Annotated in this window: 21 protein-coding genes and 2 tRNA genes; 5 read left to right on the top strand and 18 right to left on the bottom strand. The window is 44.4% G+C overall.

Annotation, left to right across the window (positions count from 1 at the left end):
• Positions 1-26 precede the first annotated feature (26 nt).
• Together VLA77_04450 and VLA77_04445 are read right to left on the bottom strand one after the other, a co-directional pair.
• Positions 27-464 (bottom strand): SRPBCC domain-containing protein, encoded by a 438-nt coding sequence (locus VLA77_04450; GenBank protein ID HSE29805.1) that lies wholly within the window; start codon positions 462-464, stop codon positions 27-29.
• Complete coding sequence (locus VLA77_04445) at positions 464-943, bottom strand: SRPBCC domain-containing protein (GenBank protein ID HSE29804.1); 480 nt, start codon at positions 941-943, stop codon at positions 464-466. Before VLA77_04445 ends, VLA77_04450 begins: the two co-directional genes overlap by 1 nt.
• A gap of 59 nt (positions 944-1,002) precedes the next feature.
• Here VLA77_04445 and VLA77_04440 point away from each other — a divergent pair, with 59 nt between their 5' ends.
• Positions 1,003-1,413 (top strand): helix-turn-helix domain-containing protein, encoded by a 411-nt coding sequence (locus VLA77_04440; GenBank protein HSE29803.1) that lies wholly within the window; start codon positions 1,003-1,005, stop codon positions 1,411-1,413.
• 43 nt (positions 1,414-1,456) lie between these two features.
• Here the strand turns inward: VLA77_04440 and VLA77_04435 are convergent, their stop codons facing one another.
• From VLA77_04435 to VLA77_04425, 3 genes are read right to left on the bottom strand one after another with little or no spacing between them, the layout of a single operon-like run.
• Positions 1,457-3,865 (bottom strand): ABC transporter permease, encoded by a 2,409-nt coding sequence (locus VLA77_04435; protein ID HSE29802.1) that lies wholly within the window; start codon positions 3,863-3,865, stop codon positions 1,457-1,459.
• Entirely contained in the window at positions 3,865-4,599 is a 735-nt protein-coding gene (locus tag VLA77_04430; GenBank protein ID HSE29801.1) for an ABC transporter ATP-binding protein, read from the bottom strand. The genes VLA77_04435 and VLA77_04430 overlap by 1 nt, the downstream gene beginning before the upstream one ends.
• 57 nt (positions 4,600-4,656) lie before the next feature.
• Complete coding sequence (locus VLA77_04425; GenBank protein HSE29800.1) at positions 4,657-5,595, bottom strand: alpha/beta hydrolase; 939 nt, start codon at positions 5,593-5,595, stop codon at positions 4,657-4,659.
• A 73-nt stretch (positions 5,596-5,668) separates the two neighbouring features.
• Between VLA77_04425 and VLA77_04420 the strand changes: the two genes are divergently transcribed.
• The gene (locus VLA77_04420; GenBank protein HSE29799.1) at positions 5,669-6,124 is read left to right on the top strand and encodes a MarR family winged helix-turn-helix transcriptional regulator; all 456 of its coding nucleotides are present in this window, start codon (positions 5,669-5,671) and stop codon (positions 6,122-6,124) included.
• Between the two features lie 95 nt (positions 6,125-6,219).
• Here VLA77_04420 and VLA77_04415 read toward each other — a convergent pair.
• The 5 genes from VLA77_04415 to VLA77_04395 form a co-directional block, all read right to left on the bottom strand.
• Positions 6,220-6,294: transfer RNA gene (locus VLA77_04415), tRNA-Glu, on the bottom strand.
• Positions 6,295-6,352: 58 nt separating this feature from the next.
• Positions 6,353-6,871 carry a hypothetical protein gene (locus VLA77_04410; protein ID HSE29798.1) on the bottom strand — a complete coding sequence of 173 codons (519 nt, stop codon included), beginning with the start codon at positions 6,869-6,871 and terminating at the stop codon, positions 6,353-6,355.
• A 24-nt stretch (positions 6,872-6,895) separates the two neighbouring features.
• Positions 6,896-7,282, bottom strand: coding sequence for a response regulator (locus VLA77_04405; GenBank protein ID HSE29797.1), 387 nt, complete (start codon positions 7,280-7,282; stop codon positions 6,896-6,898).
• Between the two features lies 1 nt (position 7,283).
• Positions 7,284-8,780: a HAMP domain-containing sensor histidine kinase gene (locus VLA77_04400; GenBank protein ID HSE29796.1), complete on the bottom strand. Its 1,497-nt coding sequence runs from the start codon at positions 8,778-8,780 to the stop codon at positions 7,284-7,286.
• The gene (locus VLA77_04395) at positions 8,771-9,859 is read right to left on the bottom strand and encodes a DUF3048 domain-containing protein (GenBank protein ID HSE29795.1); all 1,089 of its coding nucleotides are present in this window, start codon (positions 9,857-9,859) and stop codon (positions 8,771-8,773) included. Before VLA77_04395 ends, VLA77_04400 begins: the two co-directional genes overlap by 10 nt.
• 74 nt (positions 9,860-9,933) lie before the next feature.
• Between VLA77_04395 and VLA77_04390 the strand changes: the two genes are divergently transcribed.
• The gene (locus VLA77_04390; GenBank protein HSE29794.1) at positions 9,934-11,583 is read left to right on the top strand and encodes a glutamate--tRNA ligase family protein; all 1,650 of its coding nucleotides are present in this window, start codon (positions 9,934-9,936) and stop codon (positions 11,581-11,583) included.
• A 63-nt stretch (positions 11,584-11,646) separates the two neighbouring features.
• On the opposite strand, the gene VLA77_04385 is transcribed toward VLA77_04390, so the two are convergent.
• A complete protein-coding gene (locus tag VLA77_04385) occupies positions 11,647-12,702 on the bottom strand; it encodes a hypothetical protein (GenBank protein ID HSE29793.1) in 1,056 nt (351 codons plus the stop codon).
• Between the two features lie 116 nt (positions 12,703-12,818).
• On the opposite strand from VLA77_04385, the gene VLA77_04380 reads away from it, so the two are divergent.
• Positions 12,819-14,249: a PEGA domain-containing protein gene (locus tag VLA77_04380; GenBank protein ID HSE29792.1), complete on the top strand. Its 1,431-nt coding sequence runs from the start codon at positions 12,819-12,821 to the stop codon at positions 14,247-14,249.
• Between the two features lie 26 nt (positions 14,250-14,275).
• Here the strand turns inward: VLA77_04380 and VLA77_04375 are convergent, their stop codons facing one another.
• Positions 14,276-15,385 (bottom strand): sortase, encoded by a 1,110-nt coding sequence (locus tag VLA77_04375; GenBank protein ID HSE29791.1) that lies wholly within the window; start codon positions 15,383-15,385, stop codon positions 14,276-14,278.
• A 112-nt stretch (positions 15,386-15,497) separates the two neighbouring features.
• Here VLA77_04375 and VLA77_04370 point away from each other — a divergent pair.
• Positions 15,498-15,583, top strand: a tRNA-Leu gene (locus VLA77_04370).
• A gap of 32 nt (positions 15,584-15,615) precedes the next feature.
• Here VLA77_04370 and VLA77_04365 read toward each other — a convergent pair.
• Genes VLA77_04365 through VLA77_04340 form a run of 6 tightly spaced genes read right to left on the bottom strand, consistent with a single transcriptional unit; the run spans position 15,616 to position 19,559 of the window.
• On the bottom strand, positions 15,616-16,068 hold the full coding sequence (locus VLA77_04365) for an NUDIX domain-containing protein (protein ID HSE29790.1): 453 nt from the start codon (positions 16,066-16,068) through the stop codon (positions 15,616-15,618).
• Positions 16,069-16,083: 15 nt separating this feature from the next.
• Complete coding sequence (locus VLA77_04360) at positions 16,084-16,761, bottom strand: prolyl oligopeptidase family serine peptidase (GenBank protein ID HSE29789.1); 678 nt, start codon at positions 16,759-16,761, stop codon at positions 16,084-16,086.
• A complete protein-coding gene (locus VLA77_04355; protein HSE29788.1) occupies positions 16,758-17,483 on the bottom strand; it encodes a hypothetical protein in 726 nt (241 codons plus the stop codon). Before VLA77_04355 ends, VLA77_04360 begins: the two co-directional genes overlap by 4 nt.
• A gap of 11 nt (positions 17,484-17,494) precedes the next feature.
• Positions 17,495-18,280, bottom strand: a complete 786-nt coding sequence (locus VLA77_04350; protein ID HSE29787.1) for a hypothetical protein — start codon at positions 18,278-18,280, stop codon at positions 17,495-17,497.
• The gene (locus VLA77_04345; protein ID HSE29786.1) at positions 18,280-18,759 is read right to left on the bottom strand and encodes an 8-oxo-dGTP diphosphatase; all 480 of its coding nucleotides are present in this window, start codon (positions 18,757-18,759) and stop codon (positions 18,280-18,282) included. The genes VLA77_04350 and VLA77_04345 overlap by 1 nt, the downstream gene beginning before the upstream one ends.
• Positions 18,759-19,559 (bottom strand): exodeoxyribonuclease III, encoded by an 801-nt coding sequence (locus VLA77_04340; GenBank protein ID HSE29785.1) that lies wholly within the window; start codon positions 19,557-19,559, stop codon positions 18,759-18,761. The genes VLA77_04345 and VLA77_04340 overlap by 1 nt, the downstream gene beginning before the upstream one ends.
• Positions 19,560-19,577: the final 18 nt, after the last annotated feature.

Genomic DNA, 19,577 nt, shown 5'->3' with positions numbered 1-19,577 from the left:
GGGCGAGCTATTTACTTTATTAGAGTTTAGTTTATTGTTGGCTGACCTTTGCCGGTTTCAATCAACTCACGCAGGCTGGTGCTAATGTAAAAGCTCCATGCGCCTTTGCAGTCGTTAAAGCAGGCTAATTTTGGCGTAAGGCCGATATGCTCAAAACTTAGTTCAGTTTTGTCGCCTTTAGGAGTAATTTCGAAAACGATATCCGTTCCCCTCCACTCTTCCTTGTCAGACACAAAGTTAATTTGGCTGTCGGTTGTGTGCCAAACTACTTTTTTGCCAGGTTCGAAAACCGTAATTTTGTGGCTGCTAATATGATGCGGCAGCATTTTAAATGTAAACTCGCCACCTAGCTTGTCGGTATCGCCTTCGATTGTATTAGCCCACCACTTGCGCGGTTGAGTGATCGCTTCAAAAACTTCTTCAGGAGTTTTATCGACTGTAAATGATGTTTTAAAATCTTGCATTATTTTTCGTGCTTCGCCTCTGATTTAGTTTGCGCTTCGCCAACGTTGGGCTCACCCTTACCAGTTTCGATCAAGTCTTTTAGACTACCAAGGATGTAGTTTCCCCAACCTTCAGAACAGGCACCGTAGCATTCGTATTTTGGTGTCAAGCCAAAGTGGGTAAATTTAACTTCTGTTTTGTCACCTTTTTCGTTAATTTCGAAAACAATTTCGTCGCCCGTCCACTCTTTTTCGTCTTTTACAAAACTAAAGTGGTTGTAAAGTACGTGCCAAACTACTTTTTTGCTTGGCTGTAAATCTGCCACCTTAAGTACGCAGTTATGTAGGTCTTTGTAGTGGTAGTAAAAAACAGCGCCTTGTTTGTCAGTATCGCCTTCTACCTCTTGAGACCACCAGTCACGAACATTAGTAATTGCTTTGTAAACTTCGCTTGCAGGCTTGTTTACATTGATTGTTAGTGTAAAGTTTTGATCATTCATAAAGTAAATTATAACATAAAGTGATTGCATAATGCAAGTACTTTTGTTATAATATGATTATGAAAAAGCGAACAACCAGCGGCTGCCCAGTTGCGTTATCGTTAGACATGCTTGGTGACAAGTGGAGTTTAGTAATCTTGCGCGACATCGTGCTTGGTGGTAAAAGCCACTTTCGCGAACTTTTAGGATCGCCCGAAAAGATTTCGACCAATATTTTAAGCTCTCGCCTGGATTCACTAGTCAAAGATGGTTTTTTAACTAGGCACGATGATCCGGCCAATAAGAGCGCTGCAATTTATAAACCGACCCAAAAATCCATCGATCTATTGCCAATGCTCTTTGAATTTATGAACTGGGGAGTTAAATACACCGATGCCGATGTTACGCTCCCGGGTGTGAAAGTGGTATTAGAGCAGCCCGAAGCCGTCAAAGCTGGGGTTTTGGCGCGATACGCAGACGTTTTAGCTTAGTTCTTGTAATTATGTAACATGACGCATATCTTTATATGTGCTTTTAAAAAAGTCGTTTGCGAATTATGTAAAATATTGGTGCGAGTGAACCTGTGACAGCCAAAGCTAAACAGGCTGTCGCCATGCCCAAAATGGTTTGCCAGTTCACTACAACCACCGCATTGCTTAACTGACTAAGGGCAAAATACTGGCCTGTGAGTCCAATAAAAACTGCCAGTGCAGCCATTACAACGCCGATTACTACTGCAACTACAGCTTCAAGCGATATGGTTTTGTAAATTTGGGCATTGGTCGCCCCGAGTAATCTTAGGCTTTTTACGTATTTTGCACGTTCTGTGCTCGCCATTAAAGACGAGTTAAACAAAACGATTGCTCCGTAAATTCCAATTATCGAAAGAGTTAAAATGAGCCCTGTTTGCCCGGCTTGCAAGTTTTGGTTTTTTTGTTGCTGTGCCCACTGCTGCTTCGCTAGCATTTGGCCTCCATTTTGTTCGGCCAAGCTTTGAATCTGTTCGATTGAGTTCGCATTCACTAGTAACTGCCGAGGATTTTTATCAGCGATATTAGATAAATCCAAAAATGCCTCTGGTCCACCTGCGAAATGCTTCTGTGCAATTGCTGCAACTGTAAGTGTTAGTTTGTCGCCGTTATCAAGCCAAATATCCACTTGGTCGCCAACGTTTTTTTCGAGATCGGGCGTAACGATTACGGTACTTTTACTTAAGTCGGCTAGAGACCCAGATGAAATCGAAATGTTCAAGTTTTGCTCGATTTGGCTTGGGTCGATTGCCTTGGCGTCAAGTTCCTCTAATCCATCCTCGGTTAAGGAGTAAATAGTAGTAGAAGCTACCGGTGCCACCGTAACGCTGGGCAAAGATTGCATTTGTAAAATCGCATTGTCAGAAAATCCGGCTGAGCTGTTTGCAGTAATTATGTACTGTGATTTTATATCGCTCGCATTGCGATCTGTTTGCGCGGCTATAATAGTATTTGTCGCACTTTGAAAACAAATAAAAAGTCCCATCAATAAAACTACAGGGATTGCGAGCGAAACCGTACGCCTAATTGATGTCAATGAATTTTCGCATGCTAACGTAGCTAACGCGTTTTGGCTATTTTTTATTGGCAGAGTGATAATTTTAACGATGGGGCGAGCGAGCAAGGGCGCGAATAAAATAATCACCAAAACTGGCATCATAAGAAGCCCTAGGTAAATTTGTGGAATTGCAGCTATATGAGGTTGTAAAACCGCCACCCAAGCTAATGCCGCTACTGTGCAAACTAAAATCACCCAAGCCCAAATTATCCTTGATTTGCTAATTGGTTTTGAATTTGTAGATGCATCTTGCAAGGCTGCTATGGGCGATGTTGATCCGGCTTGGCGTGATGACCTATAAGCCCCGGCAATTGCTATGCAGACACCTAATACAACCGCGGCAATAATTGGCAAAATATTAATATTTATTGAGAACCAGCTTGGAGTGATATTGCTAACTACTAGCCAGTTTGAAAAAACTGGCGCGACCAAAATTCCTACAACTGTGCCTGCTACCGCGCACACTACCCCTAGCAAGAACGTTTCAAAAATAACCATTGTGCGAACTTGTTGTGGCGTGGCACCGAGTGCTCGTAAGGTCGCGAACTCCTGCTGGCGACTTATTCCAGTAAAGGCGAAAGTCGAGGCTATACTACAGAGTGCCAGAAAAATTGCGAAACCGCCAGAAATTCCCAACAAAATCTGAACTGATAAAATTTGTTTTTTGCCTTGCTCAGAACTAAGATCTGCCAAACTTTTGTCTGCGCCTGTTAAAACTCTGGCATCTTGGCCTACTATTTGTTGCAAATGCGATACGCCCGCATCAGAAACTATTGCACTGACTTGTGGCGATATTTTTTGCGCTTGATTGTCGCTAAAGAATATCGGCGATTCGAAGTCTACTTTGTTGACCAAGCCGCTAACTGTGTAGAGCTCCGGCCCTACTTCTGTTAACACCTCTAAAGTGTCGCCAACTTTTGCAAGGTTATCTTGCACGACGATCTCACGCAACTCGTCGGGAGCCTCGCCGGCTACAAGTTTATAAGGTCCAAATTCAGCTGACGCCCATCCATGCCCTATCTGGTTAGTTGAGCCTTTAAGTTGCGCGGCGAAAGTTCGGTCTAGCTCTATGCTCCCGTCAGATTCAAGCTTTTTTACGACCGCATCCGGCAAGAATAACTTATCTGGCGTAATGGAATATTCTTGGCCGTTTGCCAAAATTTTTAATGTTGGATTAGGGTAGATAACCGTGGCTGCATTGGCGAATCTTTGTGGCTGCGAAGGCGATTTATTGAAGGTTGTCGCTAAGGCTAAAAAAACTACGATCAAAAGTGCAATACTCAGACTCAAAATCACACACATCCCTGCGAACGAACCTACGCGTCCGCGTAAGGTTTGGCGAGCGATGGCGAGCATTATTTAATCTCCAGCTCGGCCAAATGTTTTGCTACTTCATGAGCTTTGGGGTTTTTAAGCTCGCCAGCAAGTTTGCCATCGGCTAAAAAAATTACTTTATCTGCATAAGATGCGGCATTGGGGTCGTGTGTAACCATAATGATTGTCTGGCCGTTTTGTGCGATATGTTTTAGTAACTGCAAAACGTCGCGACCACTGGCAATGTCTAGGGCGCCTGTGGGCTCATCGGCAAAAATCACCTTTGGCTTAGCAATTAAGGCGCGCGCAATTGCAACTCTTTGCTGCTGGCCGCCCGATAGTTCACCGGGTTTGTGGTCAGATCGCTCAGCTAGGCCGACATTTTGCAATGCTTGCAATGTCTCCAGCCGGGAAGGCTTAATACCAGCCAAGCGCAGCGGAAGCGCGACGTTTTGTTGGGCAGAAAGCGAGGGCAATAAGTTAAAAGACTGGAAGATAAATCCAACTTGATCGCGTCGCAAAAGAGTTAGCTGGTGCTCGTTTAAGCTCGTCAGTTCTGTATTGTCAAATAAAATTGAGCCGCTCGTTGGTTGATCTAGCCCCGCAGCACACTGAAGCATTGTGCTTTTGCCGGAGCCCGACGGACCCATTATTGCCGTAAAGCTGCCTGTTAAAAAATCTAAATTAACGTCGCTAAGTGCCGTAACGACATTCGAATCTTGACCGTATTTTTTGGTTACGTGCTTTAAGCTTATTAAGTATTTATTTTTTTGCATCTGTCTAGACTATATCAAATATAAGCTGGGCGTGCGATGCTCGATTTGATCTGGTGATTAGTCTTTTTTCGCAACAGCGCAAATATTTTCGATCATCTGCTCCCAAACTTGGCGTGGAAATGCTCCATGTCCAACACCTTTTAATACTACGAGCTTTGCGTCGGGTATCGCTTTGGCTGTGGCGATGCCACCCCTCAGACGTATCATTGGGTCAACGTCGCCGTGTATAACGAGTGCAGGTATTCGAAGATTGCGTAAGGCTTTTGTTCGATCTGGCGCCGCAAGCATGGCCGATTGCTGTCGTAACTTGCCGGCTGGGTCGTATGCCCTGCGGTAGCTTTCGGCACCAACTCGCCGAAGCCAAGCTTCATCCAGAGGATAGTTTTTTTCAGGAGTACCAAGCAACTTGAAGACGGCAACTTGGCGGTCGGCGGCTTCGGTTTCATTGTGTAACGGTTGCGCAAATAGGCCGCCTATTTTAATACTAAAACGTATTTTAGCTCGGCCAATCTTAGCGGACGGCGACGACATAATGCTAGTAAGTGAGCGAACTCGGTTGGGGTAGCTAATTGCGATCTGCTGAGCGATCATACCGCCTAGCGACCCGCCGACAATATGCGCCGATCGCCAGCCGAGCTGGTCGAGTACTGCCACTGCATCCGTGGCCATATCTTCTAGCGAGTAGCTTGCCGCTTTCTTTGGTCTCCAGATCATATCAAAAAGTTTTGGCTCGCCGAGTTCTGTTAGGTGTGTTGAAAAACCAACGTCTCGGTTATCCATGCGTACTACTTGAAAGCCGCGCGAGACTAACTCCTTACAGAAGTCGTCATGCCACATAAGCATTTGCATGCCGATACCCATAATTAACAACAGCGGTTCGCCTGAGTCGCCAAAAACTTCATAGGCAAGCGTCACCTTGCCATTTTTGGCCTTACCTGAACGTACGGTGATCTGGGATGAATTATTTTGCATATTTTCCTTGTGATTTATTGACATATGAGGGAGTATACCACGATTGTTCACATTTGTACAGTTGAAAAGTAAACAATGTGTGTGTTATAATTTCAGCATGACAAAAGAATCAGACGCATATAGTCAGCTCGGTTATTACATACACCAAGTTGTTAATCTTATCGACAAAAAGGGCGACCAACTTTTTAAGAAAAATATTGGCATTAGTTTGCAGCAGTTCAGCTTGCTCCGTCTCTTTGAGCAGGGCGACGGCAAACTTCCATCGCAACAGGTAATTGCCGAACATCTTGGCATTAACAAAAGCGCAGTAAGCCGCCACATTGAGATCGCTAGTAAAAAAGGCTGGATAGCCGTAGAGGTGTCAAGGGAATCGCGTAGACAAAACGCGTTAGCACTCACGGGTGAAGGCAAAAGGTTGCTTGCGGCATCGAAAAAACTTATTGAGACATCCGAAATACAGGGCTTCGGTGACCTACCGACTGCAGACATCGAAGCGACTCTACGCGTCTTGAAATCGCTACATCAAAAGCTTACAGAGGACAAAGCTTCTTAGTAATTGCCGCCCTTGTCACAAGCGCGATCTGATTACCGGATGAGTTAAAAATAGCTCCAGGAACAGATTCTGGAGCTTCTTTATTTGTGTCTAAATGGTGACCTCACGGGGAATCGAACCCCGATTGCAAGGATGAGAACCTTGTGTCCTAACCGTTAGACGATGAGGCCGCGTAAAACAGGTTGATTTTATCATTTTTAGGGGTCGGTTGTCCAGGCTTAAACCGGGTTACATCTTACGCAAGGTATCGCTATTGTTGGTCCTTATCCGCGGCAGTGGTTGGGTCGTGTCGTCGTCAATCTTAGGAAAGGTCACGGTTTGCCGCTCTTCGTTCAGTCGATGTTTGCCACCTTCTTCTGCGTCTGACGGGTATCTAGTGTTGATTGGCATTTCTTGTGTGGTTGTACCGAGTGCGCGGTTGGCTTGTGATTTTTTTGCATCGTCGATTTCCCCGGTTTGCGGAATTCTAAAGACTTCTTTGGTTGGATCAACCGATTCGTCAACAATGCGTGGTATAACCTCGGTAGCTGCGTTGTTAATCGCATGCCGCCCGGCTTTACGAGTTTTGCGTTCGTCCCACCAGCCTAAAACTTTGTCAGCACTCTGCTCGCTTAAAATTAGGTAAAGCAAGTTTCGCCCGCCGGCTGGTCGCTCGGTTTCGGTTTTTGGGGTACCCGAGTAGTCTTGAAGGTAGTCAGGCGTTAAAATATTATCGTGTCGCATTTTTTCTTGATCGTACGATTCCATATGCGCCATGTGATCTTGCTCCTATTACACTACTCTTGTCATGCTTTTAATTATTTCGATTAGCTTTCGCGGAGTAATGTCGGCTTTAATTAGGTAGCCGTCGGCTTTGCTCTCCATGGCAAGTCTGGATTCTTTGTCCTGGCTAAAGTTTGTTAGAACCAAAATGCGCGAATTGGGCACCTTGTCTGTGTCTCCGCGCAAAACTTTTAACACTTCGGTCCCCTGCTTTTCGGGCAGTAAGATGTCTAGCAAAATTAAGTCGTAAGTGTTTTTTAACGCCTCGTCTACACCCAGTTGACCGCTAGTAACGAGTTTTACGTCGTATCCACTTTTACGTAGGCTGCGTGCGTACATGTCACCAATAAAGGGGTCGTCTTCGATGCATAAAATTGTTTTTATTGTTGTATCCATTCTACCTCCGGATCATCGCGTGGTTTTTAATCCAACCTTCTGGGCGCTGTGTTATATCTGCATTATGGCCTGTTTTTAATTTGTCCGCAACGCTGGCATATGTTGGTAAAAGTACCCCAAAAGTGCTACCCTGGCCCTCGACTGATCGTACCCAGATTTTGCCACCATGCATTTCGACTATAGCCTTGCAAATGTACAAGCCAAGACCAGTACCTCCTATCGCTTGGCTACTTCGGTGTGATCTGTAAAAGCGGCTGAACAAATTACCAACAATTGCAGCCGGAATGCCTATACCATGATCTTGAACTGTGAACTCAACTTCGCTGTCTTTTTGTGCGGCGCTGATCAAAACCTCGCCACCTTCTGGGCTGTACTTTATAGCGTTGTCTACCAAGTTTGTTATTACCTCGCCTAGGCTGCCGCGATCGGCTGCGATCGTTGGTAGATTTGCAGGGATTTGGAACTTGAGCAATTTCCGCTGGGTCCGGGCACGCAAGTTCAAGTCGGGGGTTAATCCTGCGATGATTTCGCTTAATTTTTCTTCCTGCGGGCTAAACGCAAGCTGCTTTCGGTCAAAGCGTGACACGTTCAGAATATTATTCACGTTGCCCGATAATCTTTCGGCCGAAACTTCTAGTCGTTCAAGTAAGAGTTTTTGCTCAGCATCGAGCCTGTCGCCAAGTTCCTGCGAAAAAACGTCAAGATAGCCGCGAATTACCGTAATTGGTCCGCGCAATTCGTGGGCGGCCAGAGCAATAAAATCCATGTCTTCTTGATCGTTTTTGTATACGTTTGTGCGGTCAAAGGTCACAATTATCGCCTCAAGTCCAGTCGGGTCTCCTTTTTGGTAATAAGTTGCTACGTCGAAAATTCGTTGTTCGGGCTCACCTGGCAATTTGTCGGCCACGCGCAACCACAGTCGCGAATCGCGAACTTTATTTGCTTGAGCAGTTGACACCCAGTCTGCTAAAGTGTCGTTTTGCTCAAAATGCAGATCTATTGTTAATTTGCCTTCTGGAGTTTTACTAACAGGGGCGAGTTGATTGGCGTATATAACGGTTCCGTCGCTACCAAGCGCGATTACACCGCATGGTAAAACGTCTAAAATTTCTTTAAAAACCGCAGTTTCATTTTGTTGCTCATCATGTTTTTTTGGTGACGCCACGGCCAGTTCGTAAACAGTCTGAACTAAAGCTTTTAATCCCGTTTGTTCATCTGCTTTTGTTAGCTTGGGCGGCTCTGTAATTACAGGGTCTTGACTAACGTGTGCCACAGCTTTGCTTAGTTTGCCAAAAGGTTGGCTTAAAACAGTTACGACCAAAGGCGTAGCGAGCAAATTTATCACCGCTAAAACCATAAATGTCATGCCGAAGTCAGCGTGGGTGATGTTGCTTAGCGCAAATGCAGCTAAAAAAGCCAGGCTTAATTGCAAAACAGTTACGATTAAAATCGCTTTTTGCCTGAATTTTTTAAAGTAGTCGTGGATTTTTACTGCCATGTTACATCTTTATCTGGGTCGGTTACAGTTATCCAAATTTGGCCTTCATTAAAAACGATTGACTGACCTAGTTTGTCGTAAAAACTAATAGGTGCTTTTTGGTTGGGCTTGTTCCAGAAACCTTCAATTATCTGGCCATCTTGAAAAAAGTAAGCTTGACCAGTCCCAACCGTTGCCATTTGTTCGCGGTACCCATCCTCGAATGCAATGCTGGACGGAACTTTCATGACAACAACAACTTTTGGTGCAATGCGCCCAGCTTCCCGGTCTTCGTGTGGCTCGCCAGTTCCAAATGAACGCAAGTACGTATTGCTGGCCGGATCATAATCATAATGAACATCGAATGTTGGCGACGAAACGTCAACGTCGATTTTTGTAACTTTTGGCGCTGGAGGAGGGCTATCTATTTTGCGTGGCCAAGCGGTGAAGCTACTGCTGGTAAATCCTTTAGATTGGTTGAGTTCATCTAGGTGATCAAAATCAGTGTAAACGTTATGTGGGGCATATCTATCTGTCGCACGCCAATAAGCTTGGGCGTTAAAAAACTGATCTATGTCTTTGTACTGCCCGTTACGAACTTCTTTTAATGCGTTTGCGCTACCGCCAATATGAGCCACAGCGGCGTCAAAACTTGCGAGCCAATCGACGTAGTATGGGCGTACGCTGCGCACAGGGCCGATTAAACTGGGGCGCTGTTCTTGGTATAAGGCCAAAAAACGTGTAATTCCACCTTCTGCAATGGCTTCAAAAACCACACCAGAATCGCGCAACCCTGATTGAGGTCGCGCATCAGGACTGTTTTCGATCATAATAGCAGTGACTTGCCGCTTAGTTAATTCTTCTGTTGCCACTTTGCCGCCGGTTAAAGGCGATCTAAAAATCTCAGGATAAACAGGCGCCTCGATTTTAGGTTGCTCGGTCATTGCAACAACTTCACCGGGCTTTAAAAGTAAAAATGCGCAGCCGCCGATAATTGCCAAACTTAAAACAAAAAGCCCCACACTTAGAGCTATTGCTGGTTTTTTGTGTGATTCTACCCAGTTTTTGAAATTTGCCCACAAATTGCTTTTGGTTTTCATTGATTTTATTGTAACAGATTGTGAATGATCATCTACTTTCAGTTTGGCTACATCTGTTGTACTATTGTCTTAATATGTCACAAGTTATTTTAAGCACCGAAACTTTAGATAGAATTCTGCCTACGGGTGAAAGAACCATCGAGGAGATTGAAGCCACCTACCCACCTCGCAATTTACCGGCAGGAGCTGAGGTTGTGCGCGTTGCACCGAGCCCAACTGGTTTTATGCACATCGGTACGCTATATATGGCGTTCATTTGCAAGCGTTTGGCGGCTCAGACTGGCGGAATTTATTATCTACGTATTGAGGATACCGACACTAAGCGCGAGGTTGAAGGTGCGCGTGAGCTCATCATAGAAATGCTCGAAAACTTTGATTTGGCGTACGACGAAGGCCCGATTATCGGCGGTGAACTTGGCGGTTATGGTCCATATTCTCAAACAAAGCGAGCCGATATTTACAAGACTTACGTTCGCAAGTTGCTTGAGCGCGGCTTAGCCTACCCTTGTTTTGCAACCCCTGAGGAACTTGAAGCTAATGCCAAAAACCAAATGGCGCAAAAGATTCGCCCTGGCTACTACGGCGAATGGGCGGTTTGGCGCGACAAACCTGAGTCTGAAGTTGTTAAGGCGCTTGATGCGGGCAAGCAATTTGTAATTCGCTTTAGGTCAACTGGCGACGTTAATAAAAGGCGCGTAGTCCACGATCTAATTAAGGGGCGCAAAGAGCTTCCTGAAAATGACAATGATATTGTGGTGCTAAAAAGAATCGGCTTACCAACTTATCATTTGGCGCATGCCGTAGATGACTTTTTGATGGGAACTACAACAATTTTGCGAACGGATGAATGGTTTCCCTCTACAACCTTGCACATGCAGCTTACCGAGGCCCTTGGACATAAGCCGTTTGTTTATGCGCACGGTGCGCCGATTCAGAAGATGGATGGCAACTCTCGCCGCAAGCTCAGCAAACGGAAAGATCCAGAAGCAAATGTCGCCTTTTTTGAACAAGAGGGCTACCCAGTTGTTGCTGTACTTGAGTATTTGTTGAATTTGGCTAACTCCAATTTTGAAGATTGGCGCCGTGCTAACCCAAACTTAGCTTACAAAGAGTTTGAATTTAAGTTGGATAAAATGCAAAAAAACTCTGGCGCTCTTTTGAGTATGGAAAAACTCGAAGACATCAGTCGTAATTATTTGGCTAGCTTAACTGCCAAGCAAGTTTTTGATTTGGTTGTAAAATGGTCGCAAAAATATGACCAAGAGCTCGAGGTTGCGCTGCTTGCCGACCCAGAATACTCTGCTAAAGTTTTGTCGATTGAGCGCGATAATGCTAAACGCAAAGATATTGGAAAGATGTCTGATTTTCGCGATGCTTACGGGTTCTTTTTTGACGATATTTTTGCTCAGGTTACCGAGTTTGACTTTGGAGGCGTTGCTCCGGCCGACGCAAAAGCTTTGATTGCTGATTTTTTGGCGAGTTATGATCCAGCCGATGATCAGCAGACTTGGTTCGAGAAGTTAAAAACTGTTGGATCTAAAAACGGATTCACCCCAGATACAAGAGAGTTTAGGCAGAATCCAGATAAGTTCAAAGGTTCAGTCGCCGAGGTCGCGATGGTACTGCGAGTAGCTTTGACGGGTCGTAATCGTAGCCCAAACCTACACGAGATGATGTTGGTTATGGGCAAAGATCGAGTCGTCGAACGTTTTAATCGCATATAACTTTTAAAATTATAATAAGCTCCCAACAAGAGAGCTTATTATCTAACCAAAAATCAATCTACGCTAAATACTAGTAGCTAGCCGCAAAACCTGTTCGGAGCTCAAATTGGCATTGCCGTCGATCGTGTAGAGCATTCCACCGTTTGACCATGCAGCCTTGTTGTTGAACGTGTAAACTGTTATTCCATGATCTTGGAAAGTTAAGTAAGTGTTGCTTTGCTTTCGAACGTAGTTGTCGAGCACCGCCTGACTATCCCAGTTGGCGGCTTTTTGTGTCAGCGTAAAACCAGCATCTCCTACATTGGATTTATAATTAATGCTTACTTCGCCTGGTGCATATGTGATTGGACCGCTAATGTCATAGCCGCTTGGCTTGTAATTTGGGAACTCCGCACTTACACCTGCGCGCGTAGACGCTACTTGCATAGAAATATTAGACAAATTTATGTACGTAAAATAGCCACCCAAAATTAGCAGCGACAAGGTGCTTGCCAAGATACTGGCAAGCTTGGGTTTTCGGGCAAATAAACTTTGTTTTTTAGCTTTTGTTTTATGGGTACTAACCTCGGCTAAACGTTCACGAATAAGATGTTCTTTAAGTTCTTTACTACTACGGTAACTGCTTGCCGTGCTTGCGGCTTGGCGAGCGAGCGCTGGATGGAAAGGTGTAGTTTGAGGTGGAATTAGATGGTCTGGCGCTGGCATTTTTGGCGGCTCAACTGGTGGTTCAACATGCATTTGCTGAACTGGTTCAATCTTAGGGCTGGCAAACTTACTAATTTGTGGACTTCGGTGAGTAGTTTGTGCGATATGTTCAACTGTATGTGCTACCTCAGGCTTTTTGATAGCTTGGCGGTGCAGAGTTTGTGACTTTAAAGGCCGTTGGTGTACGCTAGCGGCTGGCTTTTCGGTACTAGTGCGTGCAACATGTGTGTGCGCTGCTTGCCGCACTCCAAAATCGCTAAAAGATTTAGGTTGGTGAGTTTGACTACTTTGATGAGATTGATGATGGGTTGGCGCGCGATGCTCAGGTTTAGGTTGATTAATTGCGTCAGCAACCGGCATTCCGGTTACGGCATCGTACAGTCGCCCATTTATTGAAATTGTTGTTTTAGACATGCCCCTAAAATTACCCTCCACTCGCTTATTTGCGAATGTTCTACATATTATACTAAATTCATTATGCTTACGATGCAAGTACCTTACGCTTCTAATCTGTGATATAACTTTAGTAGATGATTAAAATAGATTTCTCTTCAAAAAAAGTCCAGCTTGCTCTCCGCTTCTTTACATACGGGGTGATGGCGCTGGCAACAATTATTTTAAGTTTCTTGGCAGTTTTATATGCTATGGGTTATCGGTTTAATAAAGATTTTAGTTTTGAACAAGGTGGCGTGGCGCAGTTTCGTACTACCCCAACTGGGGCAATGGTTTTTGCAGATGATGCACGCCAAGAAAACACCCCGAGTCGCGCCTATTTGAGTCCAGGTAGTCACAATATTAGTATGCAGTTAGATGGTTATCGCCACTGGAATCGTCAAGTCAGCCTGCAGCCTGGTCAGCTTTTGTGGCTGGATTACGCTAGATTTGTGCCGAACACTGTAAAAACTACAACTGTACGCGAGTTTCCTAGTGTAATAGATGGCCTGGCGTCACCTGATCGTCGCTGGATTTTAATTCAGCAGCAGCAAAACTCTCCCACCTTTACTTTGGCAGACGTTTCAAGCGAGAAAGACCCAGTTTTAACAGAGCTGACAATCCCTGAGACAAGCTTAACTAAAAAAGATGGTAATTTTGGCCAGTTTCAGATTATTGAGTGGTCGCTTGATTCACGCTACATTTTGGTCCGTCATACAAATGGCGATGTTAATGAGGTTTTACGAATTGATCGATCTAATGCAGCCGAAACTGTAAATATTGGTAATTTGTTCAGGCTTAACATTGGCGAAGTACATTTTTCGGGCAATAATGCAAATATATTGTACGCGCAGACATCTGATGTTTTGCGGCGATTAGATATTCCAGCTGGCAACGCGTCAGCTGCCTTAGTTGTAGGGACTAAAAGTTTCGTTCTTTATGGCGGTGATCATATCGCATACGTAGCAGAGCGCGAAAAAGTCGCCGGTGATCCTCAAACAAAGCAGCAGGTTGTTGGCATCTACAATGGTCAAGAAACTATTGTTAAAACCTTCGGCTTGGATGAAAAAGTTTTGATTGATTTTACGGAATATTACAGACATCAGTATTTAGCAATCGCATCTAATAATGGTAAGGTCGAGATTTTGCAGGATCCGACTGAGTCAGCTAAAGTTACTCCAGTCGAGATCACGTACAATGGCGATATAGCTTGGATGAAATTTAGCGACAACGGTCGAATGTTAGCGGCTGGTAACGCTAGCTCCTGGATCAACCACGACCTTGAACTTGCGCACACTTCCCAGGCGTCAATAGAAGGCAACGTAGCCAACCATCCTAAATGGCTCGATAGCTTCCATTTTTGGGCTCAGGCCAACGACAAACTTGTAATGATGGAATTTGATGGTCAGAACGCCAGCGAAATTACAGACGCTAGCGGAGGCCTGATCGCTAGTCTTAGCCCAAATGGAAGGTCGCTGTTTAGCTTTAAGAATAACACCTTACAGTCATCGCGGATGATTGTTGAATAACCTAGTTTGCGGTTGTATGTTTGAAGCTAGAACAGCCATCCAAATAGCTGTTCGAACAGTGTCGGCGAGTTACCCGGGATGACTTCTGTCTGATTGGTTGGTTGCGATGTTTGTGCAGGTTGCACGGCTGTTGCTGGATCAGGGCTAATTTGCTCACCATAAATTAGTAGTCGTTTTAATGCTGTGCCAGGAGGAGTGCAGGTTATCAGCGTAGCCATCGGTTTGTCGTAACCAATTTGTAAAGCCGAAATCTCATCTGGGTTGATAATTTTCTTCTCGGTCACTTTATATGTGTAGCGAACGCCTTGGTAGTGCATAAAAAAGGTGTCGCCCGGCATCAGGTTATCAGCCAAAAGAAGCGCAAACTTAAAGTCTCCGCCGGCAAAAACATCGTTACTGGAGTGCCCTAGATAGCTTCCGTTGCCTCGTTGTCCTGGCACCGAGTTAGCGCCCGGTAAATTGTAGTGCACTACCCCCTCTTGCAGCGCATCTTGCACCGCATTTTCCTCGAGTGAGTCCACGCCATAAACGACCGGAACGTCAACATTAATTTTGGGGATTATCAGTCGTGGCTCTGGCCCAACCTCAAAACTCGCAGCCGGATTTGTCACTACTACACTTTGTCCTTCAAGCTCGCCAGGACTGACGTAAGCTCTGACTTGTGCAAAAAGTAATCCGTTAAATTGAATTAGTAAAAATATAAAGCCAACGGCAACGGCGGTGATAATTGGCCAAAAATGGTGGCTTTTTTTAAAGTTTTGCGCGCGCTCTTTAACCTTATTTTTAATATCAGCTTTAAGTGATTGAGTTCGACTCAGCTTGGGCTCTACCCCGCCTACAATTGGCTGATTTGCTAGCGGTTGTTGTTGCTGCTGCGCATAGTATCGTCTGTAGTATTCCTGATAGTATTCTTGCCAAGCAGAGTGGTACTTGGTCCAGTCAAAGTTTTCGGTGTGAGTCTGAGCGTAAGGATTAGGTTTTTGCTCAGTAGTCTGATTTGGTTCGCCGTGCTGGTTATAAATTTGACTAATTTGCTGCCTTGCAACATCGGCGGCTTGCGTATGATTAAGGTCATTGCCGTTGCTAGCCGGGTGGCCGCCCGTTGCTGGAGCTAAATTTTTATCTTGATTATTCATTGCAAATTAAACCCACTTGAGGTTAGTATATAATTTTTTGGGCGTTTAACAAAAGGCTTTTGGGGTGGCACTGGAGTTAACATATTGGATCTGTTATAATAGTCTAGTCCTAGGGCGAGTGGCGGAATTGGTAGACGCGCTGGACTCAAAATCCAGTTCCCTTAAAGAGTGTGGGTTCGATTCCCACCTCGCCCACCATGTAAAAAGTCCCTAGCGAAAGTTGGGATTTTTTATTTTGTGTAATCGTAACTCGCAATTATCTCCAACCCAAAAGCCCCACGCGTTAAGTAGTGGTTGACTGCAAATGGTGGATATTTAGTAAACAACTCACCTTCTTTTGCCATTCTATAAAGTTCATCTGCGCTTACCCATTTAACATCTGGATGTTCGGCTGAGCTTGTCGCTTCGCCGCCAATAATTTTGGCTGTAAAAACTGGCCCACTAACATTTAACTCCGGCAAAATACTCTGATAAATTCCAATTACGCCAGTTAGCTCAACATCATATCCTGTTTCTTCTTTAGCTTCGCGAACCGCTGCTTCAAAAAGGGTTTCGTGCGCGTCTACATGACCGCCGGGGATGTTATATAAGCCTTCTCGCCCTGGTTTGCTTTCTTGAACAAGCAAAAACTTGTCGTCTTTAATAATTAAAATATCTACAATTGCGTGGTCGATTTTTGCCATAGCTTTTATATAACCTTATTTTTGCAAAAAATCCAAATAAGTTTTTGACCGTGCTAAGTTTACAATTATGCTAACCATGTGACCAAACCGATTTGTTTTTAGAATCACATTTGCACCACCTTTTTTTAAATCGCGCGCTAAAGCTATTCCGCGGTCATACGGAATTACATGATCGTTTTTGGCCACATACAATAAAACATCTTTGTCTTTTAATTTTTCAGATTGATATGCAGAGCTTATTGTCGCCCAGGCTGAATGCAGCTGAATCTTACTAACCCCATCTTTGATTAGCTCGTCTTTAAAATCTTTGTTGGTTCGATCCCAGCTCCAAACTGTGTCGCCCAACCAGTCGCCGGCTAAGTTTAAAATTACCTTACTTACTTTTGGCGATTTTTTGGCCACTAAACTCGCGATCAAAGTTCCATAACTTGTTCCGAAAGTCGCAATTTGAGTGGCACTCTTGTTCTCTTCGATCTTTCTTAAGCTATCATCTAAAATCGCTTTGGCATTTTTTAGCGTGGCTTCTATATTAGGCGTCAAAACACCACTCTCATACTCGTAAGCAATAACTTTAAACCCGGCGTTCACCAGTTTTTTTATAGGATAATTGTAGGTTTTTAGTTCGCCGCGCCAACCAATATAAAATAATACTAACTTATCGCCACTGCCTAATTGCTTTACGCTAAAAATCACTTGGCTTCAGTTTCCTCGGGGGCGCCCGTCGAACCAAAGAGCTGTGGATTGTGATACTTGAAATTGCTAAGCAGACGATGTAAATAGCCTTTACCATTCTTCAGATATCGGTAGCCTGCGATAGAAACTACTAACGCACCAAGTGCATCTAGAACTATATCGTCCATTGTATCTTGGTTGGCGTGTTGGGCGTTTGTTCCCAAAAAAGTATCACTAAAATATTCGGCGATCTCCCAAATTGCACCACTGGCAACGCCAAAGCAAAATGCAAAAAGTGCCAAAAGTTTAAGCGACATTTTAATCTTTTTTTGCTCGTGCAGGGTGTATAAAACCATAAACCCTAAGAAACCAAAAACTATACCCGACACTCCGTGCATAGCGTCATCCCACCAGGGCCAAAATGCGTATAAATGTGAAATCGTACCGGCGTAAATACAACTAAATAAAAAGATGATTGCTACAAAATGGAACTCAACCGGTAGTGCGACTTTGTAGCCGCGCTCAAATAAAAAGTGTGGTACGTAGGTGGCGACCAATAAGATTGCAACTAAAAATGCTTTTCCTGGAGCACCGGTTGCAAGCATAACTACAAAAGCTGCAAACAAAAACAGTCGTATGACTATGATCAGTGTGCGTTGCACATGGTCAAGCTTTGAATACGATATACTTTGTTTTGCAAAGCTGCTTTTGCGGGAGAACATATCCCTTAACATAGTTGCCATTATGACAAATTTTATTTTATAAGTGAAGTAGTAATTGCCTGTAGTACTTTGCCTGGGTGGTGCGTAATGTAGGTAGCTGCCCTTGCGGCAACCGTTCCGCGCCAGATCATCATGGCGTCTTCCCATGGGGTACTAGTGACTTCGCCACCTTGAGCAACGACCATTTGATTATTGTGAAAAACTACCAGAGCCGCTTGGTAAGTAATCGTAAACTTATGCAAAGATTCGGCCAAATTTGTAAGCTGCATGCTAAATAAAATGGTTTTCGGGTAATAGACGGATTGAAAAAGCTTTTGTAACTGGGCCAAAGTTAAAATTAAAGTGACTTTGGGATTTTGCAAAAGTTCGGGCCAACTTGATTTTACTAAGTCGGCTGCGTCGCGCGTTACTATATTTTGCTTGTCTGGGAAGGCTTGCAAGAGTTGCTCATAAACGATCGCCGTTTCGGAGTTTCGCCCAGCGTCGCCAATATATAAAACTGTGTCAGCCCAAGCGGCTGCGGCTTTTAAGGCTGGCAGTCCATCTTTCGATATTCCACCGCTAATATTTGTTGGCACAAAAACGCAGTCTAAGCTGCTTATATTTTTTTTGAGGCTATCTGGCAGCGCGACTTTGCATTCGCCTATTCCGGCGCTAACCGCATCTTTGTGTGCCTGTGCTACGGCCGCAAAGCCATGTGCATTGCCGCCGATAATCAAAAGTTTGCCAGCGAGCGCTTTTTGCTCGGGCTTATCCCATTCAATGTCGGGAAAAATAGCTTTATCGGCCGGTTGTTTGCGCCAGTAGTCAAAGTCCATTATGCAAGCAACTCGTGTGTCGCCGCAACAACTTTTACATCTTTACCAATCATCAAGTCATTATCGTCAAAGTCAAAATTGCAAACCAGCTTTTCGCCATTTAAAACTTGCGGCAACCAGTGTTTGTCGTCGTCCCACATTTGGTCGTACGGAATCTCGCTAATTTTAAACCATTTTGGCGCCATTTCTTCGGTCTCAGTCGGCTCGCCCTGCCAATCGCGAACTACAAAAACGTGGCTAATAATGGTACCGTCGGCAAAGCTCGGCACAATAAAAGTATGGTGCGCGACCTTTTCTAGGTTACGTGGCGTAACATTAATCTCTTCTTGTGTCTCACGTATTGCGGCTTGTTCTACTGTTTCGCCAGGTTCAACCTTGCCGCCAACACCATTCCATTTGCCCGCGCCAAAACCGCGTTTTTTCATAGCTAATAAAACTTGATCATCTTTTAGCAAAAATACAATCGTGGTTTGTTTCATTAAATATCCAAAGTTATGCTAACCGGACAATGATCGCTGCCCATGACGTCTGCGTGAATCTCGGCTTTTTTAACATGTTTTTTTAAGCTTTCCGAGACCATCAAGTAGTCGATGCGCCATCCAACATTATTTGCACGTGCATTACCCCAGTGCGTCCACCAACTGTAGTGGCCGTTACCTTGGGTGAAAATACGGAAAGTGTCAACAAAGCCGGCCTTTACAAAGTTGTCAAAGCCCTCTCGTTCTTCGGGTGTAAAACCTTTTTTACCTTCGTTTGGTTTTGGCCGAGCTAAATCGTCGGGAGTGTGAGCTACGTTTAAATCGCCACAAAAAATTACTGGCTTGGTTTTTTCAAGATTTTTGCAGTGCTCTAAAAATGCTGGATCCCAATGCTCATGGCGCAGCGGTACGCGACTCAAGTCATCTTTGGCATTTGGCGTATAAACTGTCACAACGTAAAATTTTTCGAATTCTGCGGTAATTACACGGCCTTCGGTTGAAGAATCACGCTCAACATGATCTTTTAAGTTGTATTTTTTAGCGATTTCTTCTGGAAATCCAAAGGCTACGCTAAGTGGCTGGGTTTTACTAAAAACTGCCGTGCCGGAGTATCCCTTTTTTTCGGCTGAATTCCAGGTTTCAATGTAGCCTGGCAAGTCAACCTCAACCTGGTCTTTTTGAGCCTTTGTTTCTTGTAGGCACAAAATGTCGGGTTTGTGCTCGTCTACAAATTTTACAAAATCACCTTTACGCAAAACTGCGCGAATTCCATTTACGTTCCATGAATATACTGTTGTCATATTGCTATTTTAACCCGT

It is taken from the genome of Candidatus Saccharimonadales bacterium, assembly GCA_035457485.1.
Lineage (GTDB): Bacteria > Patescibacteriota > Saccharimonadia > Saccharimonadales > EFPC-124 > DATIBO01.
Note: the sequence above shows the minus strand (reverse complement) of the source record. Positions and strands in the feature narration are given on the sequence as shown.

Bases quoted from the DNA above. Each gene is read 5' to 3' on its own strand.
- VLA77_04435 (HSE29802.1), bottom strand. From the start codon at position 3,865: ATGCTCGCCATCGCTCGCCAAACCTTACGCGGACGCGTAGGTTCGTTC.
- VLA77_04375 (HSE29791.1), bottom strand. From the start codon at position 15,385: ATGAATAATCAAGATAAAAATTTAGCTCCAGCAACGGGCGGCCACCCG.
- VLA77_04380 (HSE29792.1), top strand. From the start codon at position 12,819: ATGATTAAAATAGATTTCTCTTCAAAAAAAGTCCAGCTTGCTCTCCGC.
- VLA77_04440 (HSE29803.1), top strand. From the start codon at position 1,003: ATGAAAAAGCGAACAACCAGCGGCTGCCCAGTTGCGTTATCGTTAGAC.
- VLA77_04395 (HSE29795.1), bottom strand. From the start codon at position 9,859: ATGAAAACCAAAAGCAATTTGTGGGCAAATTTCAAAAACTGGGTAGAA.
- VLA77_04355 (HSE29788.1), bottom strand. From the start codon at position 17,483: ATGGCAACTATGTTAAGGGATATGTTCTCCCGCAAAAGCAGCTTTGCA.
- VLA77_04420 (HSE29799.1), top strand. From the start codon at position 5,669: ATGACAAAAGAATCAGACGCATATAGTCAGCTCGGTTATTACATACAC.
- VLA77_04405 (HSE29797.1), bottom strand. From the start codon at position 7,282: ATGGATACAACAATAAAAACAATTTTATGCATCGAAGACGACCCCTTT.
- VLA77_04390 (HSE29794.1), top strand. From the start codon at position 9,934: ATGTCACAAGTTATTTTAAGCACCGAAACTTTAGATAGAATTCTGCCT.
- VLA77_04425 (HSE29800.1), bottom strand. From the start codon at position 5,595: ATGTCAATAAATCACAAGGAAAATATGCAAAATAATTCATCCCAGATC.
- VLA77_04430 (HSE29801.1), bottom strand. From the start codon at position 4,599: ATGCAAAAAAATAAATACTTAATAAGCTTAAAGCACGTAACCAAAAAA.
- VLA77_04340 (HSE29785.1), bottom strand. From the start codon at position 19,559: ATGACAACAGTATATTCATGGAACGTAAATGGAATTCGCGCAGTTTTG.
- VLA77_04345 (HSE29786.1), bottom strand. From the start codon at position 18,759: ATGAAACAAACCACGATTGTATTTTTGCTAAAAGATGATCAAGTTTTA.
- VLA77_04350 (HSE29787.1), bottom strand. From the start codon at position 18,280: ATGGACTTTGACTACTGGCGCAAACAACCGGCCGATAAAGCTATTTTT.
- VLA77_04400 (HSE29796.1), bottom strand. From the start codon at position 8,780: ATGGCAGTAAAAATCCACGACTACTTTAAAAAATTCAGGCAAAAAGCG.
- VLA77_04385 (HSE29793.1), bottom strand. From the start codon at position 12,702: ATGTCTAAAACAACAATTTCAATAAATGGGCGACTGTACGATGCCGTA.
- VLA77_04445 (HSE29804.1), bottom strand. From the start codon at position 943: ATGAATGATCAAAACTTTACACTAACAATCAATGTAAACAAGCCTGCA.
- VLA77_04410 (HSE29798.1), bottom strand. From the start codon at position 6,871: ATGGAATCGTACGATCAAGAAAAAATGCGACACGATAATATTTTAACG.
- VLA77_04365 (HSE29790.1), bottom strand. From the start codon at position 16,068: ATGGCAAAAATCGACCACGCAATTGTAGATATTTTAATTATTAAAGAC.
- VLA77_04450 (HSE29805.1), bottom strand. From the start codon at position 464: ATGCAAGATTTTAAAACATCATTTACAGTCGATAAAACTCCTGAAGAA.